The 18262-nt window shown below is 68.4% G+C and carries 21 protein-coding genes; 11 read left to right on the top strand and 10 right to left on the bottom strand.

Annotated elements, in window-relative coordinates:
• Positions 1–6: 6 nt before the first annotated feature.
• Positions 7–447: a MarR family winged helix-turn-helix transcriptional regulator gene (locus F3087_RS20400; RefSeq protein ID WP_150403588.1), complete on the bottom strand. Its 441-nt coding sequence runs from the start codon at positions 445–447 to the stop codon at positions 7–9.
• A gap of 120 nt (positions 448–567) precedes the next feature.
• On the opposite strand from F3087_RS20400, the gene F3087_RS20395 reads away from it, so the two are divergent.
• Entirely contained in the window at positions 568–1563 is a 996-nt protein-coding gene (locus F3087_RS20395; protein ID WP_150403587.1) for a DUF418 domain-containing protein, read from the top strand.
• A gap of 7 nt (positions 1564–1570) precedes the next feature.
• Here the strand turns inward: F3087_RS20395 and F3087_RS20390 are convergent, their stop codons facing one another.
• A complete protein-coding gene (locus tag F3087_RS20390; protein WP_191094068.1) occupies positions 1571–2743 on the bottom strand; it encodes a cytochrome P450 in 1173 nt (390 codons plus the stop codon).
• Between the two features lie 151 nt (positions 2744–2894).
• On the opposite strand from F3087_RS20390, the gene F3087_RS20385 reads away from it, so the two are divergent.
• On the top strand, positions 2895–4466 hold the full coding sequence (locus tag F3087_RS20385; protein ID WP_150403585.1) for a Na+/H+ antiporter: 1572 nt from the start codon (positions 2895–2897) through the stop codon (positions 4464–4466).
• 38 nt (positions 4467–4504) lie between these two features.
• On the opposite strand, the gene F3087_RS20380 is transcribed toward F3087_RS20385, so the two are convergent.
• On the bottom strand, positions 4505–4699 hold the full coding sequence (locus F3087_RS20380; RefSeq protein WP_150403584.1) for a heavy-metal-associated domain-containing protein: 195 nt from the start codon (positions 4697–4699) through the stop codon (positions 4505–4507).
• A 127-nt stretch (positions 4700–4826) separates the two neighbouring features.
• Here F3087_RS20380 and F3087_RS20375 point away from each other — a divergent pair, with 127 nt between their 5' ends.
• From F3087_RS20375 to F3087_RS20370, 3 genes are read left to right on the top strand one after another with little or no spacing between them, the layout of a single operon-like run.
• Positions 4827–5282: a hypothetical protein gene (locus F3087_RS20375; RefSeq protein WP_150403583.1), complete on the top strand. Its 456-nt coding sequence runs from the start codon at positions 4827–4829 to the stop codon at positions 5280–5282.
• A gap of 24 nt (positions 5283–5306) precedes the next feature.
• Positions 5307–5462, top strand: coding sequence for a DUF6131 family protein (locus tag F3087_RS46010; RefSeq protein WP_191094067.1), 156 nt, complete (start codon positions 5307–5309; stop codon positions 5460–5462).
• Positions 5463–5471: 9 nt separating this feature from the next.
• Complete coding sequence (locus F3087_RS20370) at positions 5472–5648, top strand: CsbD family protein (protein ID WP_150403582.1); 177 nt, start codon at positions 5472–5474, stop codon at positions 5646–5648.
• 14 nt (positions 5649–5662) lie between these two features.
• Here the strand turns inward: F3087_RS20370 and F3087_RS20365 are convergent, their stop codons facing one another.
• Together F3087_RS20365 and F3087_RS20360 are read right to left on the bottom strand one after the other, a co-directional pair.
• A complete protein-coding gene (locus tag F3087_RS20365; protein WP_396897572.1) occupies positions 5663–6628 on the bottom strand; it encodes an alpha/beta hydrolase in 966 nt (321 codons plus the stop codon).
• A gap of 104 nt (positions 6629–6732) precedes the next feature.
• Positions 6733–7323 (bottom strand): TetR/AcrR family transcriptional regulator, encoded by a 591-nt coding sequence (locus F3087_RS20360; RefSeq protein WP_150403581.1) that lies wholly within the window; start codon positions 7321–7323, stop codon positions 6733–6735.
• A gap of 110 nt (positions 7324–7433) precedes the next feature.
• Between F3087_RS20360 and F3087_RS20355 the strand changes: the two genes are divergently transcribed.
• Complete coding sequence (locus F3087_RS20355; RefSeq protein WP_150403580.1) at positions 7434–8645, top strand: alpha/beta hydrolase family protein; 1212 nt, start codon at positions 7434–7436, stop codon at positions 8643–8645.
• A gap of 50 nt (positions 8646–8695) precedes the next feature.
• Here the strand turns inward: F3087_RS20355 and F3087_RS20350 are convergent, their stop codons facing one another.
• The 3 genes from F3087_RS20350 to F3087_RS46005 all read right to left on the bottom strand — a co-directional run bounded on the left by F3087_RS20350 (position 8696) and on the right by F3087_RS46005 (position 10708).
• Positions 8696–9427: a VIT1/CCC1 transporter family protein gene (locus F3087_RS20350; protein ID WP_150403579.1), complete on the bottom strand. Its 732-nt coding sequence runs from the start codon at positions 9425–9427 to the stop codon at positions 8696–8698.
• A 45-nt stretch (positions 9428–9472) separates the two neighbouring features.
• The gene (locus F3087_RS20345) at positions 9473–10009 is read right to left on the bottom strand and encodes a YdcF family protein (RefSeq protein ID WP_396897571.1); all 537 of its coding nucleotides are present in this window, start codon (positions 10007–10009) and stop codon (positions 9473–9475) included.
• A 96-nt stretch (positions 10010–10105) separates the two neighbouring features.
• Positions 10106–10708 carry a TetR/AcrR family transcriptional regulator gene (locus tag F3087_RS46005; protein ID WP_191094066.1) on the bottom strand — a complete coding sequence of 201 codons (603 nt, stop codon included), beginning with the start codon at positions 10706–10708 and terminating at the stop codon, positions 10106–10108.
• A gap of 72 nt (positions 10709–10780) precedes the next feature.
• Between F3087_RS46005 and F3087_RS20335 the strand changes: the two genes are divergently transcribed.
• The 3 genes from F3087_RS20335 to F3087_RS20325 all read left to right on the top strand — a co-directional run bounded on the left by F3087_RS20335 (position 10781) and on the right by F3087_RS20325 (position 13823).
• Positions 10781–12217 carry an alpha/beta hydrolase gene (locus tag F3087_RS20335; RefSeq protein WP_150403578.1) on the top strand — a complete coding sequence of 479 codons (1437 nt, stop codon included), beginning with the start codon at positions 10781–10783 and terminating at the stop codon, positions 12215–12217.
• Between the two features lie 147 nt (positions 12218–12364).
• On the top strand, positions 12365–12829 hold the full coding sequence (locus F3087_RS20330) for a MarR family winged helix-turn-helix transcriptional regulator (RefSeq protein WP_223885221.1): 465 nt from the start codon (positions 12365–12367) through the stop codon (positions 12827–12829).
• A gap of 4 nt (positions 12830–12833) precedes the next feature.
• The gene (locus F3087_RS20325; protein WP_150403576.1) at positions 12834–13823 is read left to right on the top strand and encodes a zinc-binding alcohol dehydrogenase family protein; all 990 of its coding nucleotides are present in this window, start codon (positions 12834–12836) and stop codon (positions 13821–13823) included.
• Here F3087_RS20325 and F3087_RS20320 read toward each other — a convergent pair.
• Complete coding sequence (locus F3087_RS20320) at positions 13775–14293, bottom strand: FAD-dependent oxidoreductase (RefSeq protein WP_150403575.1); 519 nt, start codon at positions 14291–14293, stop codon at positions 13775–13777. The genes F3087_RS20325 and F3087_RS20320 overlap by 49 nt on opposite strands.
• On the opposite strand from F3087_RS20320, the gene F3087_RS20315 reads away from it, so the two are divergent.
• Together F3087_RS20315 and F3087_RS20310 are read left to right on the top strand one after the other, a co-directional pair.
• Positions 14293–14532 (top strand): hypothetical protein, encoded by a 240-nt coding sequence (locus tag F3087_RS20315; RefSeq protein ID WP_150403574.1) that lies wholly within the window; start codon positions 14293–14295, stop codon positions 14530–14532. The genes F3087_RS20320 and F3087_RS20315 overlap by 1 nt on opposite strands.
• Positions 14533–14650: 118 nt before the next feature.
• Positions 14651–15073: a MarR family transcriptional regulator gene (locus tag F3087_RS20310; RefSeq protein WP_150403573.1), complete on the top strand. Its 423-nt coding sequence runs from the start codon at positions 14651–14653 to the stop codon at positions 15071–15073.
• A gap of 314 nt (positions 15074–15387) precedes the next feature.
• Here F3087_RS20310 and F3087_RS20305 read toward each other — a convergent pair whose 3' ends face one another.
• Positions 15388–18258 (bottom strand): AfsR/SARP family transcriptional regulator, encoded by a 2871-nt coding sequence (locus tag F3087_RS20305; protein ID WP_191094065.1) that lies wholly within the window; start codon positions 18256–18258, stop codon positions 15388–15390.
• Positions 18259–18262: the final 4 nt, after the last annotated feature.

Raw genomic sequence — 18262 nt, 5'->3', positions numbered from 1 at the left:
CGAGAGCTAGACGGTGATCGTTCGACGCGCGGCCTCGTTGACGCGGGTGAGGACCTCGCGCAGTTCCTCGAGATCGGCGAGGGTGACGCCGAGCCGCTCGACCACCGCGGGCGGGATCTTTTCCGCCTGCTTGCGCAGCGCGGCACCGGCCTCGGTCAGCTTCACGACCAGGTTCCGTTCGTCTCGGCTGTCCCGTTCGCGGGTGATGAGCCCGGCGCTCTCCAACCGCTTGAGCAGCGGCGAGAGCGTCGGCGAGTCCAGCTGAATGGCCTCGGCGATCGCCTTCACCGACATCGGCGCCTCGCCCCACAGCGCGAGCATCACCAGATACTGCGGGTGGGTGAGGCCGAGCGGTTCCAGCAGCGGCCGATACACGCCGAGCACCGCGCGATTGGCCACCGCTAAGGCGAAGCACACCTGGCGGTCGAGCTGCAACGGATCGTCCATCTGTCCTCCTGTCGACCTACCATTAAGATTAACGCACAAACAGTTAGTGCATGAAGTATATGGGCGACATCACGTCGGAGAAGCGTGGTTCCGGCGCGGGTGATCGTTAGTTTGAGACACATGAACTCCGACACAGGCCGCATCCGTGAGCTCGACGCCGTGCGCGGATTCGCCCTGTGCGGGATTCTCGTGGTCAACATCTGGCAGCTCACCGACATGGCCGTGGTGCGCGCGCCCGGCGAGATGATCCCGCTGCGGCACCTGCTCTCGGTGCTGTTCGAGGGCCGCTTCTTCCCGATCTTCTCGTTCCTGTTCGGCCTGAGCTTCGCGCTGTTCCTGGACAGCGCCGCCCAGCGCACCGACCGCCCGCGCCTCGTCCTGATCCGTCGGCTCGTCGCACTCGGCGTCCTCGGCCTCATCCACCACCAGTTCCAGCCCGGCGAAGCGCTCCTGCCCTACGCGCTCGTCGGCTTGGTGATCCTGCTGCCCGCCGCCGGCCTGCCCCGCCTGGCGATACTGGTCGCCGGCCTCGCCGCGACCATCGGTGTCGCGGTCACCCTCGGCGGCGGCTTCGGCCTCGTCCCCGGACTCTTCCTGCTCGGCTTGGCCACCGCCCGCTACGGCATCCCCGACACCCTCGAAGACCGCGGCTGGCAGATCGCCGCCGTGTTCGCGCTGGCCCTCCCCGCGGCGGTCCTGACCGCGATGTGGGAGTACCGCGTCCCCTACCTCGACCTCCTGATCAGCAACGCCCCGCCGATCGCGGGTCTCCTCGGCGCTCTCGCCTACCTGACCGGCCTACTCCTGGTCTTACGCACCGAAACCGGCAGCGTCCTGTCCGAGATCTTGGAACCGATGGGCCGAATGGCCTTGACCAACTACCTCACCGCCACCGCACTGATCCTCCTCGCCGAACCCCACCTCGCCCTCGCCGGAACCGCCAAGTACGGCATCCTCCTCGCCTTGGCCGCCGCGATCATCACCATCCAAGCGCTCGCCAGCTGGGCCTGGCTCAAACTCTTCCGCTACGGCCCCGTCGAATGGGTGTGGCGCTGCGTGACCTGGTGGGAATTGGTTCCCGCCAGGCGCATCCCGGAGCCCATCCGGTACCGGTAACGGCGAATCAGCCGAGCTTCACCGGCAGCGTGAACGGTCCGCGATGCCGAAAGCCCGAGCGCCACGCGATATCTCGCTCGTCCACCGTCAATGTGGTGCCCGGCCAGCGGGTGAAGATGTGGTCGAGGGCCGTCGCGGTGAGCGTGCGCACCAGCGCGTTGCCCAGGCAGGCGTGCAGGCCGTAGCCGAGGCCGAGTTGGGCGTGGGGTGCGCGGGCGAGGTCCAATTCGTCCGGGCGGTCGAAGATTTCGGGGTCGCGGTTCGCTGAGGCGAGGCACAGCAGGACGGTCTGACCGGCGTGGATGGTTTGCCCGCCGATGGTCAGGTCGGTGGTGGCGAAGCGTGGACCGGCGAGGACCTGCGGCGACAGGTAACGCAGCAATTCGTCCACCGCTGAGGGTTTTTCGGTGGTGTCGCGCAGGATACGCAGCTGATCCGGGCGGCCGAGCAGCGTCAGCACCGAGCCGGCGATCAGGTCTACGAGCACCTCGTACCAGACGAACAGGAGGTAGAACAGCAACCCGGCGAGCTCGTCCGCGGACGGGGAGCCGGTGTCGTCGTGTGCCGCTACCAGCCGGCCGAGCAGCGTGTCGGCGCGCGTTGCCCGTCCCTGTTCCGTTGTCGCGGTGATGATCGCGAGCATGGTGGTCAGCGTGTCGCGAGCGCGCGGAGGATCGGCGGAGGGGAGGAGCGTCGAAGTCGCCCAGCCGAGCAGGGTTTCGCGTTCGGCCGCTTCGAGCCCGAGCAGTTCGCCGAGCACGGCGGCGGGCAGCGGGACGGCGAGTCGTTCGACCAGGTCGATTTCGGCTCCCGAATCCAGTTCGCGCAGAAAGGAATCAACCAGGATCGGGGCGCGGTGCGACCATTCGGACAGTCGTCGTGGCGACAGTTCGCTGGTCACGAAATGGCGCAGGCGCGCATGCTCGACCGGATCGGCAAGCAGGAATGCGAGCAACGACGGCGGGACGGCGAAACCTCGATAGTCTTCTGGGCCTGCCCGGTGAATGTCGGTCGACAGCCGATCATCCAGCAGCCCCGCGCGCACATCGCCATACCTGGTCACCAACCATGCGGGCGGACCATCCGGCGTCCGAACCCGATGCACCCCGCCCTCGGCCCGCAACCTCGCCAGCGTCGGCCACGGATTCGCCGCGAACCCGGCATCGAATACGTCCGTCACCGGTTCATCATCTCGCATTGCGCGGCAAGACTTCTCGAAGGTCCGGCACCCACCGGCCGCCGGTCAGCAGGCTATCGTCCGGCAAATCTCACAGTCGCGAATCGGCGCGGCGGCTGAGCAACGCTGGGCAGGCATCGCAGACTGGTCGGTCATGGACCAGTTGGTGCTGATGTTCGTGATTCTGTTCGCCGCGATCTTCGCCGAGCCGTTGGGGAAGCGGCTCGGGGTGGCGTCGGCGGTGTTGATGACGGTGTTCGGGTGTGTGGTGGCGCTGGTTCCGTTCGCTCCGCGGATCAATATTCCGCCGGATCTGATCTTGCCGTTGGTGCTGCCGCCGTTGCTGTACGCGGCGTCGCGCCGGACATCGTGGCGGCAGTTCGCGGAGAGCTGGGGGTTGATCGCGCTGCGGGCGTTCGGGCTGGTGGTCGCGACGGCCGCGGCGGTGGCCGCGGTGTTCCATGCCTGGTATCCGGCGTTGCCGATCGCGGCCGCGGTCGCGTTGGGCGCGTTGGTCGCACCGCCGGATCCGGTGGCGGCCACCGCGTTGGCGGGCAGTCTCGGGTTGCCGCGCCGGTTGGTGGTGGTGCTCGGCGGTGAGGGGCTGTTCAACGACGTCACCGCGATCGTCATCTACGGCGTCGCGGTGCAGGCCGTGGTCACCGGAAAGTTCTCCGCGCCCCGTGCGGCAGCGGAATTCGTGATCTCGGCGGTGGTCGCGATCGCGGTCGGGTTGGTGCTCGGCTGGGCGGGCAGCCGGTTGACCAACTATCTCGCGGAGGCGACGTGGCAGGTGGCGTTGAGCCTGCTGCTGCCGTTCGCCGCGTATGGGCTCGCCGAGGCCTGGCACGGGTCCGGCGTGCTCGCGGTGCTGGTCTGCGCGCTGTACCTGACCGACGCCGTCACCGAGTTCGGCGACTCGGATTACCGCCTGGTCGGCGCCTCGTTCTGGGACATCATCGAAATGCTGTTGAGCGGCTTCGCTTTCGGCCTGATCGGCCTGGAACTCGGCGCGGTGCTCGACGCGACCGGGCACGACTGGCCGAAGCTGATCGGCGGGGCCGGGGCGGTGGTCGCGGTGGTGGTCGGTCTGCGCCTGGTCTGGCTGTTGACCACCTGGGCGATCGGCCGGGTCTGGTGGCCGAACGCCGACGAGCCCTACACCTGGCGCGAGACGGTCGTCACCTGGTGGGCCGGGATGCGCGGCGTCGCGACGGTCGCACTGGCACTGGCCATTCCGTTCGTGACCGACGACGGGAAGGACTTTCCCGGCCGCACCGAAATCCTGTTCACGGCGTTCGTCGTCGTCCTGTTCACCCTGCTGCTGCAAGGGCCGACGCTGCCGTTCGTCGTCCGGCTCACCGGTGTGCACGCGGACACCCAGAAGGAACGCGAACTCGAACGTCAGCTGTGGGACCGCGTGATCAAGGCCGAGATGACGAGACTGAAAGAAGTTGCCGCCGAACAAGATCTACCCGACGACGTCTACGAACGTCTCCGGGACGGCTTCCGTCAGCGAATGGCGCGCGCCGACCCACAGGCGGCCGACGCGGATGCCAAAGCAGAGGCCGAGCGAAACATGAAGCTGGCCAAGCGGTTACGCGTCATCCGCGACGAGGTGGTCGAAGCAGGACGCCGCGAAGCACTCAACGCCCGGCGCGAACCGGGCATGCCGCCGGACCTCGTCGACCGGGTGACCCGCCGGCTCGATCTCGGCAGGCGCTGAGCCGGCCGAAGATCGAATCGTGCAGGCGGACAGCAAGATCAGCTTGCCGCCACGCCGGTGCTGCGGATCGCCTCGAGCACCTCGTTGTAGGTGAGGTCGGAGTTGACCGTGGCGGATTCGGACGGCACGTCGATGTCGACGTAGTCGACGCCGTTGACGCTGCGTAGCGAGGACTCGATGGCGGAGGCGGACTCATGGGTGACGTTGTGCAAGGTGATGGTGTACGAACTCATGCCCTTCGGATAGACCGATTCCGGGCCGGTAAACGCCGGCGAACAGTCGAGTTCGATTCCCTACGTTTGGTTGTCGTGGCCCCGGGAATAGCCGGGATGTCATACAACTCGACACAACAGGATTGTCATGATCATCATCATCGGGCTCGTCGTCTTGATCGCAGCAGTGATCGTCGGGGTCGCCGGCGTGGTGGCGAACAACGGCGAAGCCCACTTCCTATCAAGTGATTTCGCCGTCTTCGACTACCACTTCCATGGCTCCAGCGGTCTGCTGTTCGGCTACGGCATCGTCCTCGGCGCCATCGGCGCCGTCGGCCTTTCCTTACTGCTGACCGGTGTATGGCGTGTGTCCCGCCGAAACATGGCGGCACGTCGTGAGCTCAGGCAATCCCGCCGCGAAATGGCGGCGGTCCGGCGCGATCTGGCGGGCGGCAGCACACCGCCGGCCCGCAAGGAGCCCGTACCGCAGCCGCACCGCGAGCCCGTCTGGAGTCGATTCGTGCGCCGTCCGGCCACGACTCCGGCCGGTGGCACACCGCGCGCCGACAGCACGACCCGCGTGCAGGCGCCGGCGTCGAAATAATCATCGAGAAAAGGAAATACGACCATGATTATTCTCGGACTTGTCCTCCTCATCGCGGGGTGGCTGCTCGGAATCGGATTGCTCACCACCGCAGGCATCATCATCCTCGTCGTCGGCCTCGTGCTCATGATCGCCGGATCGGTCGGCCGCCCGGTCGGTGGTCGGCGCTGGTATTACTAGGGCCCGGCCATGAGTAAGTTCGAAGATCGGATCGCGCACCAGGTGCAAGCCGCCCGGGGCAATGCGAAGAAATACCTCGGCCGGGCGGTGGGCAACCGCCGCCTGGAATCCGAGGGACGTCGAGAACAGGCTCGCGGCAACGTGAAACGCGCCGCGGACAAATTGCGGGACGCGTTCAAACGCTGACCTGACGGCCGGTTTCAGCCGAGGGGCACACCAAGCCCCTCGGCTAAAACCGGCCATGACGCTTTCAGGGCGTCCTGCCAGTATCCCCACGAGTGCGTCCCGGTCGGCTGGAAATCATAGGTCGCCGGAATACCCAAGGCGTCCAGTCGATCTCGCATGTTCCGCGTGCACCAGTCGGCCGCCGCCTCGATCACGCTGCCGCCGGCCACCTGATCGACGAAGCCGTTCGGTCCCTTTTGCACGTACTTGCCGCCGGGCACGTCGTACATCCCCGGCACCCCGGTTCCGCTGGACAGGAACAACTTCAGCCCGCGCAACCGGTCCGCGTGCACGTAGGGATCGTTCGCCTGCCACATCGGATCATCGGGCGGCCCATACATATTCACCGTATTGCCGCCGCCCCACATCTGCACCGCCAGGTTCACGAAGCTCTGCCCGACCGGATCACTGATCTGCGCGCACCCGCTGTAGGACGCGACCGCCCGATACAGACCCGGCTTCGCGATCGGCAGCTGCAACGCCGAGGTCCCCGACATCGACAGCCCCGCAATGGCATTCACGCCGTTCGTGCCGAACTTCGCGTCGATCAGCGGTGGCAGCTCCTCGGTGAGGAACGTCTTCCACTTGTACAGCCCGAGTTTCGGGTCGGGCGCCCGCCAATCCGTGTAATAGCTCCACTGTCCACCGACCGGCTGCACCACATTGACGTCCTTGGTGCCGAGGAAGCTCAGCGCGTCGGTGTTGAGCTGCCAGGTCGCCTGGTCCTCGCCGCCGCCCCCGCCGTTCAGCAGATACAGCGTCGGCCGCGGCACCGAGTCATCCGCCGGCCGTTGCACATTGACGGTGATGTTCTGCCGCATGGCCGCCGAATAGACCTGGAGCTGCACCGTCCGGTCGTTCACCGCATGCGATTCGGTGATCGCGGAAGTCGTCGCGGCCGCGATGTTCGCCGCGTACGCCGGTGCCGCTCCGAGCGTCAGCGTGACCGCGAGCAGCAGGCTCGCCGCGTAGGTTCTTCGGCAACTCGGCACCCAGTCCAGGGTAGCGGCGGATTCGCTACGCGATCCGAATCCTCAGGAGAGCCTCAGCCGCGGAACGCCGCGATCAGGGTGTCCGTCAGGCTGTCCAGGTAATCGGGGCTGGTCGGCTCCCCGCCCAGCAGCCGTCGCCAGAACAGCGGGGCGATGCACAGATCGAGGGCGAGTTCGAGATCGAGCCCGGCCGGGAGTTCGCCCCGATCGATCCCGCGCCGCAGAATTTGCCCGACTTTTTCCCGGCGGCCTAGCCCGACGGCCTGCAACGCGTCGGCGACGGCGGGCGTGCGAATGCCCTCGGCGAGCAGGTCGGGGATAATCCGCGAGGCGAGCGGGTGACTGAAACCCGCGGCGGTGACCTCGAGGAATGCCCGTAGATCGCCGCGCAGCGACCCGGTGTCGGGCACCTCCGCGGCGGCTACCGCGACCTGTTCGACGAGCGCGAGCACCAGTTGCTCCTTGGTCGCCCACCGCCGGTACAGCGTCGGCTTGCTGACCCCCGCGCGTCGCGCCACCCCCTCCATCGTCAGCTTGCCGTAGCCGACCTCGGCCAGTTCGGCGAAGGCCGCGCGGGTGATCGCGGTGGTGACCTGTGGCTGCATCACCGCGGCTCCGGCGGGGACGCGGGGTGAGTCCGTCATGTCACCTATCTTAATCACGTCGACACGGTTGCGTTTCGTCGTGAGTCGTCGTACCGTCATTCATGCACGACGAAACGCAACCGTATCGACGTATAGATCGAGGTAGAGCGATGAAATTCCAGTTCGACAACGAGTCCTTCGACTTCGAGACGCTGCGCGCGGCCGGCTTCGCGAGCTACGGCGGGGCCGATCTGGGCGAGGTGCTGGCCACCGCGAGCCGGATCACCGACGGCGACGAGGAGGCCTGGCGGCGCGAGTGGCAGGCCACCGCCGAGCGGGTGCACGCGATCGGCACCGACGCGCTGGCGAAGGGGCGCACGATCAGCGCCAGGGAGGCGCTGCTGCGCGCCTCGAACTACTACCGCACCGCCGAGTTCTATCTCCGCGACAACCCCACCGCGGACCCGGTCGCCCGCGAGCTGTCCCGTCGCTCACGCGAAACTTTCGCGCAGGCAGCCGAATTGCTCGGCACCCCGGTGCGCGAGGTGGCAATTCCCTTCCAGGACACCACCCTTCCCGGCTACCTCTTCCTGGCCGACGACTCCGGCGAGCCGCGACCGACGGTGATCTTCAACAGCGGCTTCGACTCCACCCTGGAGGAGGCGTGGTTCGCCCTTGGCGCCGCCGCGGTCGAGCGCGGGTACCACGTGCTCGCGTTCGATGGGCCGGGTCAGGGTGCGGTGATCCGCGATCAAGGCCTGCCGTTCCGGCACGACTGGGAGGCGGTCATCACCCCGGTCGTCGACTTCGCGCTGAGCCTGCCGGAAGTGGATCCGGAGCGAATCGCGGTGTACGGCTACAGCCTCGGCGGCTACCTGGTCGCCCGCGCGGCCGCCTTCGAACACCGGATCGCCGCGCTCGTGCTCAACGACGGACTCTTCGACTACCACACCGCCAACACCAGGGCGATGCCCGAATTCCTCGCCGAGTGGGTCGAGTCCGGACGCGATGCCGAGGCGCTCGCGGTCACCGGGCTGATCATGGCCTTCGACACCACCGTCCGGTGGGCGCTGCGCAACGGCACCTGGACCTTCGGCGCGACCTCACCGGCCGACTACATCCGCAAGACCAAGCCGTACACCCTGGACGGCATCGCGGACCGGATCGACTGCCCGACACTCGTTTTCGACGCCGAGAACGACCTGTTCTTCAAGGGGGAGGCGCAGCGCGTCTACGCGGCCCTGACCTGCCCGAAGGAACTGATCGTCGGCACCGAAGCCGAGGGCGCGGGCGCGCACTGCCACATGGGCGCCATGCTGCTCACCCACCAGCGCGCATTCGATTGGCTGGACGGCATTTTCGAAGCGCTGCCGGTCGCGTGATCGCGGTCGCCTGCTGGGTGGCCGGAGCCGGGCTGTTCCCCTCGCCGGGATCAGATCCCGGCGACGCCGGCGAGTTGCCCGATGCCGTAGGTGACCGCCATGGCCAGCGCCCCGCCGATCACCACCCGGAGCACCGCGCGGCCGCGTTCGCTGCCGCCGAGGCGGGCGCTGACCGAACCGGTGGCCGCCAGCGCGACCAGCACGGCGGCGAAGGTGATCGGAATCCGCAGCGGGACCGGCGGCAGCAGAATGGCCAGCAACGGCAGTAGGGCACCGAAGGTGAACGACACCGCCGAGGAGAACGCGGCCTGCCAGGGGTTGGTCAGGTCCTTCGGATTGAGTCCCAGCTCGGCCTCGGCGTGCGCGGTGAACGCGTCGTGCGCGGTGAGCTCCTCGGCGACCTTGCGGGCGGTGTCCGCGGACAGGCCCTTCGCCTGGTAGATGCCCGCCAGCTCGGCCAGCTCGAATTCCGGTTCCTCGCGCAGCTCGCGCTGCTCCTTCGCCAGCAGGGCCCGCTCGGAATCGCGCTGGGTGCTCACCGAGACGTACTCGCCGACCGCCATCGAGATCGCGCCCGCCGACAGTCCCGCGATGCCCGCGGTGAAGATGGCGCTCGTGCTGGTCGTCGCGGCGGCGACGCCGACCACCAGGCCTGCCGTGGACACGATGCCGTCGTTCGCGCCGAGCACCCCCGCGCGCAACCAGTTCAGCTTGGACGCCAACCCCTCGGCATGGGGTTCGTGCGGGTGCGCGCCCGCGGGTGCACTGGTCGTCTCGTCCATGAATCGAAGACTAAGCGAAAGTCGGCCGGCCGACCGGTAGCTCGCTCAGCAGCCCGGCGACAGGAACGCCCGCAGATATCCCGCCGACTGCCGCAGGTACATCCACGCCCAGAACCGCAGTCCCGACGCGCTCGGGCTGGCCACCATGGTCAGCTCGCCGTCGAAGCATTTCGACACGATGTAGCGCGCCCGCGACACGTGCGGGGTGTAGGTCACCACGATGATGTGCCGCCAGCCGAATTGCTGTGCCCGCCGCCGGATTTCCTGCGCCTCGCCCTCAGTGGTCCACGGATCCGGGACGAAACAGCTGACGGTGAAGGCGAAGTGCCCCGCGCAGTATCTGTCCATCTCGTGGTCGTCGAGCCCCGTGGAACGCGAAATCAACAGCGTCGGAGCGTATCCCTGCTCGGCGAGCTCGAGTCCGACATCGAACCGCTCGTACGCGGTACCACCCAGCACCACGATGGCATCGGCCTTGCGCAACGGATCGGTCTGCGGATAGACGTACACCGGCAGACCCGCGACCCCGATCCCCAGGATCAGCGCGAGCAGGGCTCCGAAGAAGATTCCAGCTCGTCGCAGGCCGGTCACTCGCCCGACGATACCGAAATCCGCGCGCGGGCCGGTTTCACGCAGGCGGGAAGCGTCCGGCTCCGCTGTGATCCGCCGGCCTCGAGCTCAGCGGCACAGCTGGTCCAGGTACTGTCGCAGCAATTCCTGAACCCGCTCCGGCGGAACCTTTTCCGGGCGGATCAGGGACTGCACGGTGAGGCCGTCGACGAAGACGTAGAGGCGATCGGTTTCCGATTCCAGATCGATGCCGTCGCGTAGCCGGCCGCTCGCGGCCAGTTCCCGCATGATCCAGGTGACGAGTTCCGCGGTGGAGTCATAGAGTTCGTCGCTGCTCTTGCGCAAGGCCGGTTCGGTGAGCACGCGGCCGAGGAACGCCAGCCACACCTTGGTCACCGCGCGTTGCCGGGGACCGGTCGGCAGCAATCCGGTGAGCAGGATCTGTGCGGCGCGGTCGAGCGGATCCGCGGCCAGGTCCAGTTGCCGGATCCGGTCCATCATTCCTTCGCCGACCATGCCGAGGGAGAAGGCGAGCAGCTCGGACTGGGTGGAGAAGTAGTGCCGCAGGCTACCCATCGAGACGCCGGCCTCGGTGGCCACCTTGCGGACCGACGCGTTCTCCAGCCCGTCGCGCTGGATGACCCGCCACACGGCCTCGGCGATCTCCTGCCGGCGCTGCTGATGGGCCTGTTGGTCGACGGTTCTTGCCACCTCGTATTTGTAGCACGACTGTGTTAGCTTTCGATAAGTAACACAGTCGTGCTGGGAAAGGTGGGGACGGAGATGCGATGGTTCGGCGTAGTGCTCGGGATCGTTGCGCTGATGGCGACGGCCTGCGGGGGAGGCCCGAAACGGGACGAGACGGTGTGGTCGCCGTGTCCGGGCGTCGCAGGCGACGGGCGGGTGTGGGAATGCGCGACGATCACCGCGCCGCGGGACTACCGGGCGCCCGGTGCGGGCACGATCGATCTCGCGCTGATTCGAACCCGCAGCGCCGATCCGGCGAGGCGGCTCGGCTCGCTGGTCTACAACCCGGGCGGGCCCGGCGGCTCCGGCCTGGAAACCGTGGTGGGCGTGGCTTCGCGGTTCTCGGCCTTGCTCGATCGGTATGACCTGGTGTCCTGGGATCCGCGGGGTGCCGGTCGCAGCTCCGCGGTCGATTGCTCGGATGGTGGACTGCCGGAACGGGTTCCGCGTACGGACGCCGAATGGGCGGCGATCGATGCCGGCAGTGAGCAGTTCGCCGACTCGTGTGTGGCGGCGTCCGGACCGCTGCTCGCGCATATCGGCCTGTTCGATTCCGCGCGCGACATCGACCTCGTTCGCGCGGCGGTGGGCGACGAGAAGCTGAACTACCTCGGTGTTTCCTACGGTGGTCAGCTAGGCGCCGCCTACGCCACGCTCTTCCCGCAGCGGGTCGGCCGCATGCTCCTGGACGCGCCGGGCACGCCACTGCGCACCTTCCGGCAAAGTCTGCTCGATCAGTCCGCGGGTAGCGAGGCGGCGTTGCGGCAGTTCCTGAGTTTTTGTGTGGCTCAGGGAAATTGCCCACTCGGTGGCACGGAGCAGGCGGCGTCGGACGGGATCGACGCGTTCCTCGCCCGGGTCGAGGTATCGCCGTTGAGCACCGACCGCGGTGCACCGCTCACCAGGCCGGTCGCCACGGCGGCACTCGGCCTCGGGGTGGCGGCCCCGGAGGTCTGGCCACATCTGACCACCGCACTCGCCCATGCCTATTCAGGCAACGGCAACGAACTCATCGGCTACGCCGACCTTTTCGCAGGCCGCCGCCCGGACGGCTCCCGCTCCAACTTCGCGTCGATCAACACGGCCGCCAACTGCGCGGACTATCCGGACTTCTACAGCATCGACCAGGTTCGCGGGATCCTGCCCGAGTTCGCCGAGGTCTCACCGCGTTTCGGTGAGCTGACCGGCCTCCGGTTGGCCGAGTGCACGCATTGGCCGGTGCACGGTGTCGGACGCGCTCCGCTGAGTGGCGCGGGTGCGGCGCCGATCGTGTTGATCGGCAATACCGGTGATCCGGAGGCCCCGATCGAGTGGGTGTCCGAACTGGCGCAGGCGCTGGCGTCGGGTGTTCTGGTCACCTATCACGGGGTGGGGCACGGTGCGTACGGCGGCGTGAACGACTGCGTCGACCGTGTGGTGAACGCCTACCTGCGCGAGGGTGCGGTGCCCGAGCGGGGGACTGTCTGTCGATAGCTCGACTCACGGGAATATTGGACGACACCTAGTATGTTCCATTCCATGGAATGGAGTTGTGCGGCTCTGAAGGCGACAACTCCACGAGATAGTGCACATGGTCCCACTTTGGTTGAGCCATGAGCATGACAAGGAATGGAGTTTCTCGTGGCGGAAGCACGCCTGGTCGAGCTGTTCGACCAGCTGGTGCGGGTGGAAATCCTGCTGTGGAACACCGTCGAGCGCCGACTGCGCGACGACCACGCGCTGCCGCTGCCCTGGTTCGAGATGATGCGCGTCACCGACCGCCTCGGCGGCGCACGGGTACGGGATATCGCCGAGGCGATGACCATCACCGAGGGTGGGGCCAGCAAGGTCGTCGATCGAGTACAGGCCGCGGGCCACGCCGAACGGCAGCGCGATCCCGCCGACGGTCGCTCGCATCGAATCACGTTGACGCGCAGCGGTACCCGTCTGCTGCACGCCGCGACGACGACGGTCGAGGCCGAACTCGCCGAACGGATCGGCGCGGTACTCGGCCCCGGCTCCGTGGATCGCCTCGAGGCCACGCTGCGCCTGCTCCGCTCCGCCAACCTGTCCGCCGCGCCCACGGCGGAGCAAGAGAAGGAGTAAACGAATGTCCGCGATCCCCACCACTATGCGGGCCGTCGTGCTGGACGGCCCGGGTCCCCTGGAAGCCTTGCAGATACGGAACCTTCCGGTACCGACGCCGCGACCGGGCGAAGTGCTCATCCGAGTAAAAGCATTCGGCCTCAACAGATCCGAACTTCACACGCGCCTCGGACTGGCGGAGGGCGTCACCTTCCCGCGCGTGCCGGGCATCGAGGCGACCGGCATCGTCGCGTCCAGTCCCGGCGGCGAATTCGAGGCCGGCCAACAGGTCGTCGCGATGATGGGCGGCATGGGCCGCACTTTCGACGGCGGTTATGCCGAGTACACCTGTGTCCCTGCGGCCCAAGTGATTCCGTTTACCAGCGCACTGGACTGGCCCACCCTCGGTGCCGTCCCGGAAATGCTGCAAACCGCCTACGGTTCGCTGACCATCGGCCTCGACGGCCGGCCGGGGCAGTCGATTCTGATCCGTGGCGGCACCTCCTCGGTCGGCGCGGCCACCGCGATCCTCGCCAAGCAGCGCGACATGATCGTCTTCGCGACCACCCGTAACCCGGCCAAGGCCGACGCACTGAAGCAACTCGGCGTCGATCACGTGCTGATCGACAACGGCGAGGTCGCCGACCAGGTCCGGCGCATCGCCCCCGACGGCGTCGACACGGCCCTCGAACTCGTCGGCACCCCGACCCTGCCGGATACCCTGCGCGCCACCAGAATCCACGGCGTCGTCTGCTTCACCGGCATGCTGTCCAACGAGTGGCTGGTCGAGAACTTCTATCCCATCGGCTATCTCCCGCAGGGCGTCCGGCTCACCGCCTACGGCGGCGACGCGAGCGACCTGCCCGCCGAGGTGCTGCAAGACTTCCTCGACGCGGCCGCCGCCGACCGGATCACCATCCCGGTCGACCGCGTCTTCACCCTCGACCAGATCCGGGAAGCCCACGGCTACATGGAATCCGGCGGCGCTACCGGCAAACTCGTCGTCGCGCTCTGAGCCTCGTTGTCCCAGCCGATCCGGTAGTCGTACATCCAGCTCAACGGACCGACACCGGTTTTGGCGGCCTTCTTCAGGAAGTAGGGCGTGAGCAGCCGGACCAGCAACCGGCCGAACCCGCTGGACGCCTTGTCGCCGCTGGTCGCCGCGCCGTGCTGCACGACACGTTCGACCCGGTCGCGGCGGCGCTGCTCGTACACCGCCAGCGCATCGGCGGTATCCGGCACATCGCGCAGGCAGATCGCCAGTGTCACAGCGTCTTCCACCGCCATCGACACACCCTGCCCGAACGAGGAGGCCACGGCGTGCGCGGCGTCGCCGACGATGACCATGTTGCCGGTGTGCCACGTCCGCACCGACGGCATGTCGTACTGGTTGAAGCCGGAGACGAAGGTGTCGTCCGGTGTCGCCGCGACAATGCGAGCGGCGGGCGTGTGGTCGACCGACAGCAGCTCGACGAGCCTCGGCATTGAACGCGCGATACAGGTCGCGGCGCTTGACGCTGTGCGTGGTGGTGCCGTCGGGGAGGGTGCCGCCGATCGGCGTGTCCACGATGTGCTTGCCCGCGCTGGTGGCGAACGACAGCGTGCCGGTCGGGTGGCCCGTCTCCGTGACGACGTGTTCGGCGTCGAGCAGGGCCAGCGCGGACAGCCCGTTCACCGCGACCGTCAGGTACGCGCCGATCTGCTCGGCCGCCGCCTCCTGGTAGGCCTCGCAGACGATCGGCTCCAGCCCGGCCCGCTGCAAGGCCATGGCTGTGACCGGCCCGGCGATGCCGCCGCCGATGATCAACGCCTGCTTCATGGTGTGCCTCCGAGGTTTCGCTTTTGCAGGCCGCGGTCGACTCGGTGGACGCGGCCGCCGCTGCGGTCCTCGGCGTCAACCGGACCGATCTGCGCTGTCTGGAGATCCTCTTGGCCGGCGACTCGACCCCGAGCGCGCTCACCACCGCGCTTGGCCTGACCAGCGGCAGCGTGACCACGATGCTCGACCGGCTGGCCAGGCTCGACTACGTCGTCCGCGAGCCCGAACCGGGGGACCGGCGCAAGGTGCTGGTCCGGATCACGCCCGAGGCCGCCGCGAAGGCCTGGCAGATCTACGGACCCATCGCCGCGGAGGGCGCGGACGAGGTGGCCCGCTACACCGCCGACGAACTGCGCACGATCCTCGATTTCCTGCGCCGATCCCGCGAACTCCAGGAGCGCCACCGCACCCGGATCACGGCCCTGGCCAAGGATTTTCGCGCCTGACGTCCGGATGTCGGCTCGGAATTCGTGTTCGGTGACCCCGCCGCCCTCGATCAATTCGGCGGGGTCTTCGACGTGACCTTCGAGCCTTGACGTCGCGGGTCCGCGCAACGGCTCGCGCACCCCGCGAGCGCGAGTCGGCGCGGACCCGAGTGACCGCTCGGTCCCAGTTCCGGGCGGTCGCGAGTCCGCACGACCCCTCTCCTGCGCACCATTGGCGATGGTGTGGTCGCATCGACTCAGCAGGATGCCAGCCGCGGTTCAGCGACCGATAAATATCGAATAAACGTTCGTTATTCGGTGCGGCAGATTCGCGCTCACTCCGCTCCGGTGCCGAACAACCGGTCGATGCTCGGCGGTGAAAGCCCCGCGCGGGTGAAGATCTCGGCCGCCTCGCGGAACTCCTGCTCGGCGCGCACCGGCCGACCCCGCGCCGCCAGCGCGGCGGCATGCAACGCCATCGCCCGCGCTCGATCGATCGGATCGGCGGCCTTGGTCAGCAGTTGCAGCGCGCCGGCGGCATGCGTCTCCGCCTCGGCCACATTGCCTGCTTGCAGATGGATCTGCGCCAGCCGGGTCCGCGCCCAGCCCTCCCACAGCCGCACGCCGTTGTGTTGCGCCGCACGCACCGCCTCGCCGCCGAGTTCGATCGCGCGCTGATGCTCGCCGAGCATCGACAGGGTGGCGGCCAGTTCGTGCGTGGCCCAGCCGAGCGCGACCGGATTGGACGACTCGCGCGCGAGCGCGATGGCCCGCTCCGCCATCTGCACCGCCTCGTCGTATTGCCCTGCCTCGCAGTAGGTTCGGGTGACCAGCGCCAAGCACCAGGCCTCCATCGAACGGTCGCCGAGGGTGCGGGTGAGCTCCGTGGCGTGCTCGAAATGCCGATGCGAGGCGTACGCGTCGCCCATCCGCCGGGCGGCCACACCGAGCAGCACCGACGCGAGCACCGAGAGCCTGCGGTCGACGTCGTTGGCCGGCGGCCCGGAGACCGCGCGCAGATGCGGCAGGCTCGCCTCCACCTCGCCGAGCCCGACCTGGAGCAGCGCGCCGAGCGCCGTCCGGATCCGGCGCTCGGCGTCCAGGTTGTCCTCGGCGATCGCGGTGTCCAGCAACGACTCCAGCGCGCGGGACAGCTCGCGCGCACCGGTGCCCGCGTCCATCAACTCGGCCATCACCCAGGCCAGATCCGCCGCCACGTCGAGTGCCCGGCCGCCGACGCGCGCGGCCTGTTGATGCAGTGCGATGACCACCGGACGCTCGATGTCGTTCCACGCCTGGCCATCCGAGCCGCTGGCGAACGCGCGACCGGGAACGTTCGTCGCGACCAGCAGCCGGGTCGTGTTGCTGTAGTCGATCGCGCTGAGCAGGTTCTTCGCACTCGCCAGGTGATAGTCGAGCACTCGGACCAGCACGGCGGATTCGTCCTCGTCGGCCACCCCGCGCGCGAACAGCCGCAGCAGATCGTGGAATCGGTAGCGGCCGGGCGCGGTCGTCTCCAACAGGCTGAGGTCGACCAGGGATTCGCACACCTCCTCCGCGTCATGCGGGGAGATGCCGAGGATCGCCGCGATCCCGTCGACGGACAGATCGGGCACCTCCGCGAGCGCCAGCGTGCGAAAAGCCTTGGCCTGCGCGGGAACTAGCTGTCCGTAGCCGAGCCGGAACACCGCCTCGACCGCGAGCTCGCCGGTCTTCAGCACGTTCAGCCTGCTCTTCTCGTCGGCCAGTCGCTCGGCGAACGACGCGATCGTCCATTGCGGCCGGACCGCGAGCCGGGCGCCGACGATGCGCACCGCCAGCGGCAGCAGGCCGCAATGCGCGACCACCGCCCGTGCCGACTCCACTTCGGCGCCAACGCGTTCCGCGCCCAGAATGCGGACGAGCAGCGCCATCGCCTCGGCCGTTTCGAGCACGTCGAGCCGGGTGCGGGTCACCGCGGGCAACTCGGTCAGCGCGGATCGGCTGGTGATCAGCACCGCCGACCCGGCAAGCAGCGGGGCCACCTGCGCGTAGTCCCGTGCGTTGTCCAGCACCATGAGTATTCGCCTGCCGGACAAGCGAGTTCGCAGTTCGGCGGCACGTTCGTCGACACCGGACGGGATGTCACCCTCGGCCACCCCGAGCGCACGCAGGAAGCCGCCGAGCGCCGCACCCGGGGGAGTAGGGACCGGGTCGACGCCGTGCAGGTTCGCGTATAACTGCCCGTCCGGGAACCGATCTCGCACCCGGTGCGCGACATGCAGGGCGAGGGTCGTCTTCCCGACCCCGCCCATGCCCCCGACCGCGGAGATCGCCACCGCACTGCCCGCGCCGGTCAGCTGCGCCGCCAACTCGTCCACCAGTCGCTCCCGGCCGGTGAAATCGGCGATGTCGGGCGGCAATTGGGCGGGCGCCTGGTCGAGGCTCGGCTCCGCGCGGGTTTCGGTGATCGCAGGCATCGCGCCGCGCAGGATCCGATCGTGCACCACGGTCAGCTCCGGACCCGGCTCGACCCCGACGCCGTCCACCAGGGCGCGGCGGGCCTGCGCGTAGGCGTCGAGCGCGTCGGACTGGCGGCCGCAGTTGTACAACGCCGTCATCAGCAACGCCCGAAACCGTTCGCGCAGTGGATGTTCCTCGATCAACGAGGTGAGCTCGGCGACCGCGTCGGCGCTGCGGCCGGTCTCGATGTCCAGGGCGAGCCGATCCTCCAGGATGGCCAGCCGCCACTGCTCCAGCCGCGAGCGCTGCCGTTCGGCGAACGGGCCGGGCAGCCCGCTCAGCGCGGTGCCCTGCCACTTGCTCAGTGCGGCAACCAGATTCGACCGCGCGGCGGCGGGCCTGCGGTCCCGGACCTGTCCGGCCGCCGCGACGAGCCGCTCGACCTCGGCCACATCGGTCGACCCCGGCGGTATCCGCAGCGCGTAGCCGTCCCCGATGGACACCAGCACCGTCGACGGACCGCGCGCCGGCCGATCGGGTTCCAGTGTCCGGCGCAACTGCGCGACGTGGGTGCGCAGCGCGGCGATCGCGCGCGGCACCGGCCGCTGCCCCCAGATGCCCTCGACCAGCTCGGCCGCGGTGACCGCGCTGCCGGCACGCAAAAGCAGGGCCGCGAGCACGGCCCGGCGCTGCGGCGGTCCGAGCTGTAGCGCTTCCTCCCCGCGCCACGCCCTGACCTCGCCCAAGACCACGAAATGCAACAACGGA

This window comes from Nocardia colli, assembly GCF_008704205.1.
GTDB classification, from domain to species: Bacteria; Actinomycetota; Actinomycetes; order Mycobacteriales; family Mycobacteriaceae; genus Nocardia; species Nocardia colli.
The sequence above is the reverse complement of the archived record's forward strand: the minus strand, read 5'-3'. Positions and strand labels throughout refer to the sequence as shown.

Bases quoted from the DNA above. Each gene is read 5' to 3' on its own strand.
- F3087_RS20335 (WP_150403578.1), top strand. From the start codon at position 10,781: ATGCGATGGTTCGGCGTAGTGCTCGGGATCGTTGCGCTGATGGCGACG.
- F3087_RS46010 (WP_191094067.1), top strand. From the start codon at position 5,307: ATGATTATTCTCGGACTTGTCCTCCTCATCGCGGGGTGGCTGCTCGGA.
- F3087_RS20395 (WP_150403587.1), top strand. From the start codon at position 568: ATGAACTCCGACACAGGCCGCATCCGTGAGCTCGACGCCGTGCGCGGA.
- F3087_RS20355 (WP_150403580.1), top strand. From the start codon at position 7,434: ATGAAATTCCAGTTCGACAACGAGTCCTTCGACTTCGAGACGCTGCGC.
- F3087_RS20400 (WP_150403588.1), bottom strand. From the start codon at position 447: ATGGACGATCCGTTGCAGCTCGACCGCCAGGTGTGCTTCGCCTTAGCG.
- F3087_RS20380 (WP_150403584.1), bottom strand. From the start codon at position 4,699: ATGAGTTCGTACACCATCACCTTGCACAACGTCACCCATGAGTCCGCC.
- F3087_RS20370 (WP_150403582.1), top strand. From the start codon at position 5,472: ATGAGTAAGTTCGAAGATCGGATCGCGCACCAGGTGCAAGCCGCCCGG.
- F3087_RS20385 (WP_150403585.1), top strand. From the start codon at position 2,895: ATGGACCAGTTGGTGCTGATGTTCGTGATTCTGTTCGCCGCGATCTTC.
- F3087_RS20375 (WP_150403583.1), top strand. From the start codon at position 4,827: ATGATCATCATCATCGGGCTCGTCGTCTTGATCGCAGCAGTGATCGTC.
- F3087_RS20325 (WP_150403576.1), top strand. From the start codon at position 12,834: ATGTCCGCGATCCCCACCACTATGCGGGCCGTCGTGCTGGACGGCCCG.
- F3087_RS20320 (WP_150403575.1), bottom strand. From the start codon at position 14,293: ATGCCGAGGCTCGTCGAGCTGCTGTCGGTCGACCACACGCCCGCCGCT.
- F3087_RS20360 (WP_150403581.1), bottom strand. From the start codon at position 7,323: ATGACGGACTCACCCCGCGTCCCCGCCGGAGCCGCGGTGATGCAGCCA.
- F3087_RS20350 (WP_150403579.1), bottom strand. From the start codon at position 9,427: ATGGACGAGACGACCAGTGCACCCGCGGGCGCGCACCCGCACGAACCC.